Source organism: Gemmatimonadota bacterium (assembly GCA_016712265.1).
GTDB lineage: Bacteria > Gemmatimonadota > Gemmatimonadetes > Gemmatimonadales > Gemmatimonadaceae > RBC101.
This window is the reverse complement of the sequence record JADJRJ010000028.1, coordinates 247,960-260,000: the sequence shown is the minus strand read 5'-3', so window position 1 is coordinate 260,000 and position 12,041 is coordinate 247,960. Positions and strand designations below refer to the sequence as shown.

The 12,041-nt window shown below is 66.8% G+C and carries 8 protein-coding genes; all 8 read right to left on the bottom strand.

The features are described from left to right. Positions 1-70: 70 nt before the first annotated feature. On the bottom strand, positions 71-802 hold the full coding sequence (locus IPK85_08055) for an esterase (GenBank protein MBK8247332.1): 732 nt from the start codon (positions 800-802) through the stop codon (positions 71-73). Next, positions 799-1,617, bottom strand: coding sequence for an alpha/beta hydrolase (locus IPK85_08050; GenBank protein ID MBK8247331.1), 819 nt, complete (start codon positions 1,615-1,617; stop codon positions 799-801). The genes IPK85_08055 and IPK85_08050 overlap by 4 nt, the downstream gene beginning before the upstream one ends. Positions 1,618-1,694: 77 nt before the next feature. Beyond that, complete coding sequence (locus IPK85_08045) at positions 1,695-2,912, bottom strand: ATP-grasp domain-containing protein (protein ID MBK8247330.1); 1,218 nt, start codon at positions 2,910-2,912, stop codon at positions 1,695-1,697. 137 nt (positions 2,913-3,049) lie between these two features. Further along, complete coding sequence (locus IPK85_08040) at positions 3,050-4,264, bottom strand: ATP-grasp domain-containing protein (protein ID MBK8247329.1); 1,215 nt, start codon at positions 4,262-4,264, stop codon at positions 3,050-3,052. Between the two features lie 88 nt (positions 4,265-4,352). Further along, a complete protein-coding gene (locus IPK85_08035; protein MBK8247328.1) occupies positions 4,353-6,485 on the bottom strand; it encodes a DUF3536 domain-containing protein in 2,133 nt (710 codons plus the stop codon). Then, on the bottom strand, positions 6,482-8,173 hold the full coding sequence (locus tag IPK85_08030) for a DUF1957 domain-containing protein (protein MBK8247327.1): 1,692 nt from the start codon (positions 8,171-8,173) through the stop codon (positions 6,482-6,484). Before IPK85_08030 ends, IPK85_08035 begins: the two co-directional genes overlap by 4 nt. 97 nt (positions 8,174-8,270) lie before the next feature. Then, entirely contained in the window at positions 8,271-9,860 is a 1,590-nt protein-coding gene (locus tag IPK85_08025) for a glycogen synthase (GenBank protein ID MBK8247326.1), read from the bottom strand. A 13-nt stretch (positions 9,861-9,873) separates the two neighbouring features. Further along, entirely contained in the window at positions 9,874-12,030 is a 2,157-nt protein-coding gene (glgP, locus tag IPK85_08020) for an alpha-glucan family phosphorylase (protein ID MBK8247325.1), read from the bottom strand. Between the last annotated feature and the right edge of the window lie 11 nt (positions 12,031-12,041).

Below are 12,041 nucleotides of genomic sequence, written 5' to 3'. Positions count from 1 at the left end.
GTGGTGCTCACCTGTGCCAGAGTGACTGCTTGCTTCCGCTGAACTGCGTCCGTCGCCTCGCCCGTCGCCTTCAGTCGTGCCCACCGACGTACTGCACGATCATGCGCTCCCAATACGGCCAGTCATGGGCATGGCCGTCCCAAACGCGAAACGCGTTGCCGATCCCGCGCTCCCACAAGAGGCCGGAAAACGCCTGGTTCTCCTGAAAGTTGGGATCCCCACGACCCGTCGCGATGATGATGTCCTGGCGTCGAAAGGCCGCGAGCCGCGACGGATCGTGCTCATGGCGCATGAACGCCATCGGGTTGGACGCATACACCGAGCCGTCACCGTAACCGCCGGTCATCCCCGCGATGTCGTACATCCCGCTCATCCCGATGATGCGGTGAAACAGGTGCGGGTTTCGCAGCCCGATGCTCATCGCATGAAAGGCCCCGAAGCTTGCTCCCGTCGCGATGACAAACCCATTCGGGTTCACATGCTGCGTGAAGGGGAGCAGCTCATCGCGGATGTATGCGTCGTACTGCAGGTGACGCGCACCGCGCTGGGCCGGCGACACCGTCTTGTCGTACCAGCTAACGTCGTGGTTGTGGTCCAGGCACCAGAGCTGCAACCAGCCGCGCTCGATCTGGTCGCGCAGCACATCCGGCATGTAGCGATTGGGCCACTCGTTGTGGTTGCCCATCGTCGTCGGGAAGGCCAGGACGCGCGCGCCCGCGTCCCCGAACCAGCGGACGTGCATCGCGCGCCCCACCGCCGGGCTGTGCCACACCTCGTGGCGGCCAAACATCCGCGTGCTCACCGGCGGGCCCCCACCGGCGGCGTGAGCAGGAACGGCAGGGCATGACGAATGCGACGTCCCCAGGCGGCCTCGTTATGCACCCCCTGCGGATCTTCGACGTACGACAGCGTGTCGCCGAGGGGATAGCCCTTGGCCGTCAGCAGGTCGCGCATGCTCCTCGCATTTGCCAGCGTGCCAGGTCCCTCGCGCATCCCGACATCGAGGTAGACCCGTCCGGCAACGTTGGCCGCGTCCTGCACAAAGGGGAAGATCCCCCCGTCCGCAAACCAGAACGCCGGGCTCATCGCCCCGACGAACCCAAAGCTAGCCGGGGCGCGGAAGAAGCCATACAGCGCGATGAGGGCGCCCAGGGAAGACCCGACAATCCCGGTGGACTCCCGGTCCGGTGCGGTCCGATACCGCGCGTCGATCAACGGCTTCAGTGTGTGCACGATGAAGTCGACATAGGCGTCGCCCCCGCCGCCCCCATGTCGGGGATCATGCCAGGGCGAATACTCCTTCATCCGGTCCACCCCCATGTTGGGGATCCCCACGATGATCGCCCGCCGCCCCTTCCGCGGGGCGCGCGCCATGGCCCGGTCGACCCCCCATTCACCAGCGAAACTCGTCCGTGGGTCGAACAGGTTCTGGCCGTCCTGCATGTAGATCACGGGGTACCGACGTTCCGTGCGGTGATACGATGCTGGCGTGTACACGAGAATGTCGCGCCGGTTTCCGAGTTGCGGTGCGGACACCTCGGGCAGGATCTCCAGCGTCCCCGGCGCCTGGCGCCGGCGAGTGATCCATTTCTCGATGAAGTTGCGGGAGAGGGGCAAAGAACCGCTGGTTGCTGGTTGCTGCTGGCGGGTGCTGGGCGCTGCGCGCGAGGGCGTGGGCTGGAGGCTTGGCTCGCTCAACCGGCGTACAACTGCAGGTCGGTTCCAACCGCGTCGGCGATGTCAAAGCACGCCTGCTGCTCCGGATGTCGCACGACGACGTATCCGTCCGACACCAGGGTCAAGATCCAGTTGCGTCGCTCGGCACCGATCGGCAGCAGGTCCATGTGCACGACATGTTCCCCGTAGCGCTCAAGGAGTCGCTGCAGTCCCTCGATGCGACGGATCCGACCCTGGCCCTGCGCGCGCTTGAAGATGTTGGCCACGTTGTACTTCCGCTCCGTCGACACGGAGAACGTGCCCTTCAGTTCCGCCTCGGCGTACCCCGTGAACAGGTCCACGTCGCTCACGAAGTTCATCAGGTCGACGGTATGCGCACCGGGAGGCCGGGCGGCAATTTCCCCAAAGATGGCTTCTCCCTTTGGGGTGTAGAACCACTCCATATGGGTGAAACCGGTCTTGAAGTCCATCGCCTTCAATACCTCGTGGCCCAGGGCGACGCCCTGCCGCACGATGGGCGTGGTGAGGTCCCGCAGCGCGATGGTCTGCGGCGAGATCCACTCGGTGCTCCGCGCGGCCAGCGGGTTGGGGCGGTAGTAACACACGTTCTCGTACACAATCTGCCCGTCGATGCAGATCGTATCGTAGGTGTACTCATCGCCCTCGATGAACTCCTCGACGTTGACCTCGTCGTAGCTCGTCACCCGCGCGAGCGCGGCGTCCAACTCGGCCATGGAGCCGGCGCGAATGGTGTCCATCGAACCGGCACCGGAGATCGGCTTGACGATGACCGGAAAGCCGATCTGTTCGGCTGCCGCCTTGACGCTGGCGATCGAGGTGGCGGCCGCGTGACGCGCCGTGCGTATGCCCGCCCGGGTCACGACCTGCTTCATCAGGTCCTTGTTGCGGAAGGTATTCGCCTGCTCCACTCCCATGCCGGGAATGCCTAACGCCTCGCGAATTCTTGCAGCGAGCACCACGCCGGGCTCCCACAGGCAGACGACGCGGTCTATCGTGTGGTTGCCGACCCCAGCGATGATCTGCTGCACCACTGCGTCCTCATCGGTGAAGTTGGGCACGCGCAAGTACCCGGACAGGTGTTCGCGCGTCAACGCGGGAAGGTCCTTCTCCGGCACGTCGGACACGCCGTAGACCTTCGCGCCATGCAACGACAAGCCGCGGCAGAAGTACGGCATTTCGCCGGGATACCCGGGGGCGAGCATGATGACGTTCATCGCAGGTTCACTCTCAGCAGAAGGGCAAGGGCGTGAAGTACGAGGGGCACGGGCAGCCCGGGCAGCACGTGAAGCACGGGTGAGCGTTCCGGTTTCGGCGGCCTCGTGTTGCTCGCGCGTCGTCCCGGCGGTTCATGTTAGCCGAGTTCAACGCGAATGGTGGAGATGATCTTCATGACCGCTTCCTCGACCCGACGCGTCTCGGCATGCCGCACCATGATGTAACCGTCTCCCTCATATGAAGGGGACGGCGTGGCGCCCACCTGGGGCATGCGAAAATCGACGACCAGATTCCCGACGGTACGCTGCACTTCTTCGACCCCACTCACCTTCACGATCCGGCCGCGCCCCTGCCCACGCAGGAATGCAGCGCCAACGGCATAGCGTCGTTCGGGTACCTGAAACTCGCCAAAGATCATCGCGCGCGTCCACTCCTTGAGCAGGTCAAAATCATTCGCCTTCGACATCAAGGTGGTGATCTGCGCGCCCGGGGGACGCGCCGCCACTTCCGAGATCGCGATGGTGCCGTCCGGGCGACGAAACCACTCCATGTGCGAGATCCCCGTCGTCATCCCGAGGACGTCGAGGGCCCGTCGCGCCGCCGTGCGAATGTCATCGTAGGGCGCGCCATCCACCTCGCGGGGCAACACCACCGCCCACTGGATCCATGGATTTTCGATGACCGCCAGCGGTGTGGGGTGATAGTGCGTGAGCGAATGCCAGACGTGCGTCCCGTTGATGGTCACGGTCTCGAAGGAGTGCTCGTCACCGACGACAAACTCCTCGAGCAACACCGGACGCGCCGCCGTGGGGGGCTGTGGCGTCAGTGCCCGTTGCAACTGCTCCTCGGATTCCACCCGGTAGGTCGATATGGCGCCGGCACCGGCGGGCGGCTTGACCACCATCGGAAAACCCGAACTCCTGCCGAAGGCCAGCGCCTCCGCCATCGAGGTCGCGAGGCAGTGCCGCGCACAGGGAAGGCCGGCCGCGCGCAGCAACGATTTCATGCGCGCCTTGTCTCGGAAGTTGGTCGCGACCTCCAGCGAAACCCCCGGCACCCCCAGCCACTCTCGCACCTGGGCGAGCGGCTCCTGCAACTGCTCCAACGCACCGAACAAGCGGTGGATGGGCCCGTTGCGCTGCTGCAGTTCACGGGCCGCCCACGCCAGCTGTTGCGCATCGAGGATGTTGGTGACCCGCCAGTGGGCAGCACGATCCGAGAGATGCCGCAGCGCGCCGGCTTCATCGTGCGTGATCACGCCAAGGGAGACGTCCGGGTGCGACGCGACCGCATCAATCATGCGGAACGCGTTGTCCGAAATCATGGGTGCAGCGAAGATGACAAAGGGCATGTGACGATTCGGCGAGCGGCAGACGGCAACCCACTGGTACGCTCCCCTGACGCTCGGCGCAAGTCGGGTGGGCGTCTCCCCTGTGTATCTAGTCGCCGGTAAAGCCCAGGCGTCGGGCGATGCCCTGCAATGCGGCGCGCTGGGACGTCGAGCCCGTGGACCAGCGATCCCAGAAGGCGGTCTGGGCGTCAAACGGGATGTGCGATTCGAGCTGCTCGAACAGGTCGAGGGCCGACTCCACGCGACTGGGGTCGACGGCGGAATCGCCCCCCTCCGCCAGACGGCGGACTTCCCTGATCAGGGCCGCGCCCGCCAACTCCCGGAGCGTCGACCGACCAGTCGCAAGATCGGCGAGCTCCGACTCGGTCAGGCAGAGGCCGAGCAGGGCATCGCGGCGCGCCTGTCTTACGCGCAGCCGGAGTCGCTCGGGAAATTCGGAGAGCGCGATCGTCGCTGACACGCCTCGAACTTCCCCGTTGGGGGCGACGGGTGTCACGGTGCAGCCGAGTTCGTTCCCGTCGTCGCGCCCCACCTCCACTCGAAACGCCTCGACCCGCAACAACCGCAGATCGGTGACGCTGACCCGGCCGGCGCCAGCCGTCGCGTCGAATGCCGGGATCGACCCATCGTCGGTGCACTGACCCAGTAGCGGTTCGACGGGCAAGACGCCCTGGGACGCCAGGGCCCCGATGGCGGCCGCGAACCGCGCGGCGGCGGCGTGCGGGGGCGACAGGGTCGCAAAGACCCGGAGTCCGTTTCCCACGGCGGGATCGTTGCTGGCCGCTTGTGCCAGGGTCGCGCGGAACGTGGGCTCCAGTTCATGTGCGCGTCCCGAGAGGGCGATGGCACGCGCCGCGTATCGCAGCACCTGGCGCGGCTCGATTCCCCCGATGTCGTCGAAGAACCACGCACAGGAGGTGAACATGCGCAGCGCGTCGCGCGCCATCTCGAGGAGCTGGAACGGCCGCGTGTGCGCCTCGGCGGGATCGGGGACGTTGGTGGCCAGTCGTTCCTGCAGCCAGGTGCTGCGTTGCGGCCATTCGGTGCTCCCGACGACCTCGCCATACGCATCGCGCACCGCCCACGGGTCAGCGGCAAACCAGCGCCTGCCTTCCTCCTCAAACTGCATGGCCAGGGCAGCGCCTAACGTCTCGAGCCCGTCACGCAGGGGTGCCCGCCATGCCTGGCTTGGCGCGGCCTGTGCGTCCATGCGGCAGCCACAGTCGGACCGCCAGCGCTCGATGCCGTGGGAGCAACTCCAACTACTGGGAGCAACGAGCGTCACGTGGTGGCGCGCCGGATGATGGGCGAGGAAGGACGCGAAGTTGTCGAGGTGCCCTCCCTTGACGCGACTCCGTTCCAGCACGCGGGCCAGGGCCAGCTCGGCGAACTTGTGGTGATGGCCGTAGGTCTCGCCGTCGGTGGCGGCACTCACCAGCAAGGGGTGTGGCGGCTCGTGGGTCGCGACGTCGGACGCCACGGGAGTACGGCGACGCGAGGCCTTGACCCCCCACAGCGCATCGAGCCAATGATCGGCGTTTCGCACGAGCCCGCCGAAGGCGATGCCATGCGAGATGTCCCCGTGGTAGGGGAACAGTGCGATCTCACGGCCGTTGGCCGTGACATAGCGACCCGCATGGCCGTTGGGTGCTGCCCCTACCACCTGATGCGGGGCCAGGATCGTGAAGCGAATGCCCTCCTGCGCGAGGACATCGAGGGTCTCATCGTCGACCGCGGTTTCGGGGAGCCACATTCCCTCGGGTTCGCGCCCGAACCGACGCCGAAAGTCAATCATACCCCACCGCACCTCGGTGACCTTGTCACGGCGCGAGGCGAGGGGAAGGATCACGTGATGGTAGGGGTGGGCGATGGCATTGCCATGTCCGAGCCGTGCGGCGCTTGCCCGATCCGCCTCGACCATGCGTCGCGCAGTGTCCGGCGCGTGACGGACGAGCCACTCGAATAACGTGGGGCCCACGTTGAACGAGATCCACTCCAGGAGGTTGACGATCCCGGCGATCCGTCCGTCGGCGCCATGGACGCGCGCGGCGACCACCGCCCGATAACATTCTCGTTCAATGCGTTCGTTCCAGTCGTGGAACGGCGCCGCGCTCGGCTCGGCCTCGACCTCATCGAAGTCGGCGTCTTCACGCGGCGGCTGGTAGAAATGGGCGTGGATGACAAGGTGCCGCCGCTCCGCCCGATGCGACCCCGTGGTCACCTGGCGGCGCGCTCCATAGCCAGCTCAATACTCGGCAGGATCTCGCGGAAGATGTCATCGCGCGCCTGAAGCTCGCGCGCGCGGGCGACCGCGGGCGACACGTCGCCCCCACCGATCCCGGCCTCGAGGGCCTGCAGCAACTCGCGGCAATCGTCGGCATGGCCATTGAACCGCTTCACGGCGTAATCCTCGACCTCCCCGGTGCTGATGATGAACTGCCAGTCCGAAGACTGGAGCAGCAGCATCGACCGTGCGGCCTGCTCGAGGATCGGGTGCAGGTCCGGTCGTTCGATCGCTGCGGGCGCGGCATCCCAGAAGCGGCCCTCGATTTCCCAGATCACCGGCCAGGTGAAGGCGACCTGATCGTTCATCCACATTTCCCAGGTCCCGTTCTTTCCCCAGGAGCCATCGGCCAGCTGGAGGGCGACGGGCGCCCCATGGCGATCGAGGTGTTCCCCCGCCGTCGTGGCGCGCACCTCCGGGTGGTGCGGCAACGCCGCATAGAGGTCGCCCATGAAGTCGGGTCCCTCAAACCACCAGTGGCCCAGCAGCTCCGTGTCGAACGGTGCCACGACGACGGCGCCCTCCGCCGCGGCCCGTCCATGGTGGAGTCGCACGAGCAACTGCGCGAAGTCGTTGGCGTGTTCGTGCGACCGCGCCCGAGCCTCCTCGGGTGCATACGGCTGTTTGTCTCCCAGGTCGGACGTGCGCGAGGTCACGCGCCACAACCGCAGGCCCCCCGGCCAGCGGATCTTGTGGAACTCGAGGTACGCGCCATCGCCGGGATACCCCCCGTGCCGGTTCCACACGCGCTGGGAGGTGCGCGGGTCGCGCACAAAGGCCGCCACCTCCCGGGCATCCAGGGCATCGGTCACGCGATATGCCTGGTAGGGCGAGTAGTCCCCGGTCTCCGGCGATGCCGCCCCGGCGACCACCCGCTCGGGCTCACCGCCAAAGAGCGCCCCGTAGACGCCTAACGGGGCACCGGCCCGCGCCATGTGCGAGTCCACATAGAAGTAGCGATAGTCGGCGTCGGCGAGGAACTCCTCGGTGCCACGGCGTGGCCCCGCCCCGGGGGCGCCAGGGAGTGGCTCCCAGTGCCCGGCGCCGCGGTACGCACATTCCGGCACCCAACACCCCTCGGGGTCGCGCCCGAAGATGCGCCGGTGCTCGCTGCGACCAAGGGCGAGCTGCAGGTGGATGGAGGCGTCGCGACCCAACAAGGGGAGGAACCCATGCGTGGCGGCCGAGCTGGTGATCTCCAGCCGCTCGCGCTCCTGCAGGGCGCGGAACTCGCCGAGGATGTCGCCGTTGATGGCGCGCCAGAGCTGGTGCAGGCGCTCCAGCCGTGACCGCCAGTAAGCCACGAGCGGGAGCATCGACTCGTCAGGCGTGCCGCGCATCGAGTCGGGGGCCTCGTCGCAGAAGGTGAAGCGCTGGGCGAAGAACGCCTCCAACTCGGTGGCGAATGTCGGATGCTCAAGCATGTTCGCCAGGATCGGCGTGAAGCCGATCGTCACCGGAGCTGCGATGTTGGCAGCGTCGAGTGCCCTGAGCTTCTCGAGGAGCGGCAGGTACGTCTCGATCGCAGCTTCGCAGATCCAGTCACTGCCGTGGGGCCACCGGCCGTGGTTGAGCACGTACGGCAGGTGGCTGTGCAGCATGAGGACAAAGTCGGTCTGCCTCACAGGCGTTCAACGGCAAGAGCGAAGCACGAGCGGTACGCGCGGAACGCGTCTCGTGCTGCCCTGGTACCGTGCTGCCCGTGCTGCATCAGTGCCTGTCTCACCTTCGCCACCTCGGACTCGCGATCGCTCGGCCGTACAGCTCCCGGTACCGCCGCTCCGACTTGTGCCAGCCGAAGTCGCGGCTCATCGCCTCGCGCACCATCGCCGTCCACACCTGCGGGTAGCGGTAGTGGTCGATGGCCCGGGCGCAGGCATTCTGGAACGCCTGCGCGGTGTACTCGTCGAACAGGAAGCCGGTGACGTTGTCGTCGATCGTGTCGGCGAGCCCGCCGACCTTGCGAGCGACGGGCAGGGTTCCGTAGCGCTGCGCCCGCATCTGCGTGAGGCCGCACGGCTCGTACTGCGACGGCATCACGATCATGTCGGCACCGGCGAGCAGGCGATGTTCCTGCTCCACCGTGAAGTTGGATTGCACGCCAATGCGACCCGGCGCGTAGTTGGCCAACTCACGCAAGATGTCGATGTAGCGCTTTTCGCCCTGCCCCAGAAAGATGAACTGCGCATCGAGCGACAGGAACGCCGGCGAGCCGAGGATCAGGTCGAGCCCCTTCTGCGCGACCATGCGGGCCGACATACCGATGATGGGTGTCCCGGGCTTTTGCGGGAGACCAAAGATGTTCTGCAGGGCCGCCTTGCACTTGCGCTTGTTCGCCAGCGCGGTCATCGAGTAGGTAGCGGCAATGAACTTGTCCGTGGCCGGGTCCCAGTCGGCGTTGTCGATCCCGTTGAGCACGCCCACGAAGCGCTCGCGCATGGCGATGAAGTGCTCGTGGAGCCCGAAGCCGCCGGCGGCCGTACGCAGTTCGTGCGCATGCGTGGGGCTCACCGTCGTGACCACGTCGGCGCAGGCGATCCCCCCCTTGAGGAGGTTCATCCGCCCGTGCCACTCGAACATGTGGTGGTTGAAGAACTCCCACGGCAGCCCGACCTTCCCCAGGGTCTCGGCGGGGAAGTGCCCCTGGTACCCCGCGTTGTGCACCGTGAGCGTGCTGAACGTCTTCCGGTAGAACGGCCGCCCCATGTCGTACGCGCGCAGGTAGGCCGGCGCCAGCGCGGCGTGCCAGTCGTGGGCGTGCATCATCACCGGCGCGTCCGCGGTGCGCGGCAGCGCGTTGAGGGCGGCGAGCGCGAAGAACCCCCAGCGTTCCGCGCTGTCCGGGTAGTCGCCGCCGGCGTCGCCGTAGATCCCCTCACGATCAAAGAAGTGCGCGTTCGCCACGAAGTACACGCGCGGCTTGCCCTCACCCTCGCGCGAGCGCAGCGATTGCGACTCGCAGAGGTGCACCTCTTCCGTGCGCGATCCCACCACGACCGGGAAGGGGTCTCCCACACGGACGAAGTCACTCACCACCGTGCGGACCTGGGGGTACAGGGGCATGATCACGGCCACCTTGAGCCCCGCCTTCACCTGCTCCAGGGCCAGATTGGCGACTGCTTCCCCCAACCCGCCCGTGCGGGCGAACGGGGCGAGTTCCGCCGCCACATGCACGACCCGCACCGGCTCGCCGGCCGGAGTCATCAACGGGTACGGCCGCTGCTGCTCGACCGGAGCGATGGGCGCCACCTTCGCCCGCGACTTGCGTGGCGTCGACCCTGCGGCTGCGGTGCTCCGCTTGCGTACTGCCATGGCTCCCCCTGCGTTACGCCGTTGGTGGATCGTCCGGTTGGGTCGTCCCACGCATCGCGGGGGCATAGTACTGCCGGGCGTAGTTCTGCAACATGCGCCGCGAGGTGAACTGCTGCCCGGCCACCCGAATCGCGTGCTTCATCTTCTGGATCCACGCCCGGGGAATGCCGCGTTCATCGCGCGTGTAGTAGAGCGGTACCACCTGTTCCTCGAGGAGACGATAGAGGTGGTCCGCGTCCCAGTCATCAGGGGTCGCCCGTGACGAGGCCGGGGGAATCGCCCACCCATTGAGTCCGTCGTACCCCTCATGCCACCAGCCGTCCAGGGTGGAGAGTTGGGGCACCCCGTTCAGGGCGGCCTTCATCCCACTGGTGCCGCTCGCCTCCAGCGGGACCCGTGGCAGGTTGAGCCAGAGGTCCACCCCCTGGACCAGGCGATGCGCCAGGTGCAGGTCGTAGTCCTCGATGAAGGCCACGCGTCCCTCGAAGCCGGAGTCACGCGTGAAGGCGTAGACCGACTTGAGCACTTCCTTTCCCGGCAGGTCCGCGGGATGCGCCTTCCCCGCGAAGATGATCTGCACGGGGCGCGCGGGATCCACCAGCAGGCGTCGCAGCCGCTCGGCGTCCTTGAAGATCAGGTTGGCCCGCTTGTAGGTGGCAAACCGACGGGCGAAGCCGATCGTGAGCGCGTTGGGGTTGAGCAACGTCCCCGCCCCGACGACGTGCGACGCCTCCTTCCAGTGCCTGGCCCACCGGCGACGGGCCTCCTCCCGGATGAAGTCCATCAACCCGGTCTGCAGCCCCACGTGCACGCGCCACAGCTGCTCATCGTCGATATCGAGCACCCGCTCCCAGAAGGCCGCCTCGCCCACATGCTGTGCCCACTCGTGGCCCAGTTCGCGATCGAAGAGGTCCATCAGCTCGCGCGCCATCCACGTCGCCTTGTGGACGCCGTTGGTCACGTGCCCGATGGGGACCTTCGTCGCCTCGCGATCGGGCCAGAGGGGCGCCCAGATGGAGCGCGACACCTCGCCGTGCTTGCGCGCCACGCCATTGACAAACCGGGACAAGCGCAACGCGCACACGGTCATCTGGAACTGCAGGCGATTCTCGGTCGGGTGCTTGCCGATCTGGTGGAACACCTCCTTGTCCACCCCAAGCTCTTCCCACACCGGGCCCGTGCACTGCTCCAACTTGCCGAAGTCAAAGGCATCGTGCCCGGCCGGCACGGGCGTATGGGTCGTGAAGACACTCGTCGCGCGGACCTGTCGCACCGCCTCGTCGAAGGCGACGCCGGTGGTGCACAACTCGCGCAACCGCTCCACCAGCATGAACGCCGCATGTCCCTCGTTGGCATGCCACGCCGCCGGTGAAACCCCAACCGCGCGCAGCACCCGCACGCCCCCCACGCCAAGGATCCACTCCTGGCGCAACCGCATGTCGGGACCGCCGGTGTACAGCTTGGCGGTGAGGTCGCGGTCGACCGGGTCGTTCTGCGCGAGGTCGGTGTCCAGCAGGTACACGGGGACACGCCCCACGAGCATCCGCCACGCGCCTACATGGATGTTGCGGCCGAAGCTGCGGACCACGGCCAGCCACGGCTCGCGTCCCGGGCCGTACAAGCGTTCGAGGGGCGTGTTCTGGACATCGAAGTGCTCGTCGCTGTCCTCCTGCAGCCCGTCGAGGTTGAGCTTCTGGTCGAAGTACCCCTTCTGGTAGTAGAGCCCGATCCCGACCAGCGGCACCCCAAGGTCGCTCGACGACTTGCAATGGTCACCGGCAAGGACGCCAAGGCCGCCGGAATAGATCGGCACTGAACTGTGGAGGCCAAACTCCGCGCAGAAGTACGCAATGGTCTGCCCGCGCAAGTCCTGGAACTGGTCGTGGAACCAGGTGTCCGCGAACGAGGCCTCGCGTTGCACGTCGTCGATGACACGGTCGTACAGGTCCAGAAACTGCGGGTCGCGCGAGCACGCGCTCAGTCGACTCGGGTCCACGCGGCGGAGCGTCGCGATCGGATTGTGCCGCGTCAGGTGCCACAGGGACTCATCCAGCAGGCTGAACAGGCGTCGGGAATTCCGGCTCCAGCTCCACGACAAGTTGGTGGCGATCGTCCCGAGCCCCTGAATGCGCTCCGGGAGGTAGGGAATCTTCTCGTTCGCGAGTGACATGGGCGTGAACA

What these genes read in the sequence shown, in the direction of transcription:
- IPK85_08045 (MBK8247330.1), bottom strand. Translation starts at nt 2,912, where the DNA reads ATGAACGTCATCATGCTCGCCCCCGGGTATCCCGGCGAAATGCCGTAC.
- IPK85_08040 (MBK8247329.1), bottom strand. Translation starts at nt 4,264, where the DNA reads ATGCCCTTTGTCATCTTCGCTGCACCCATGATTTCGGACAACGCGTTC.
- IPK85_08025 (MBK8247326.1), bottom strand. Translation starts at nt 9,860, where the DNA reads ATGGCAGTACGCAAGCGGAGCACCGCAGCCGCAGGGTCGACGCCACGC.
- glgP (MBK8247325.1), bottom strand. Translation starts at nt 12,030, where the DNA reads ATGTCACTCGCGAACGAGAAGATTCCCTACCTCCCGGAGCGCATTCAG.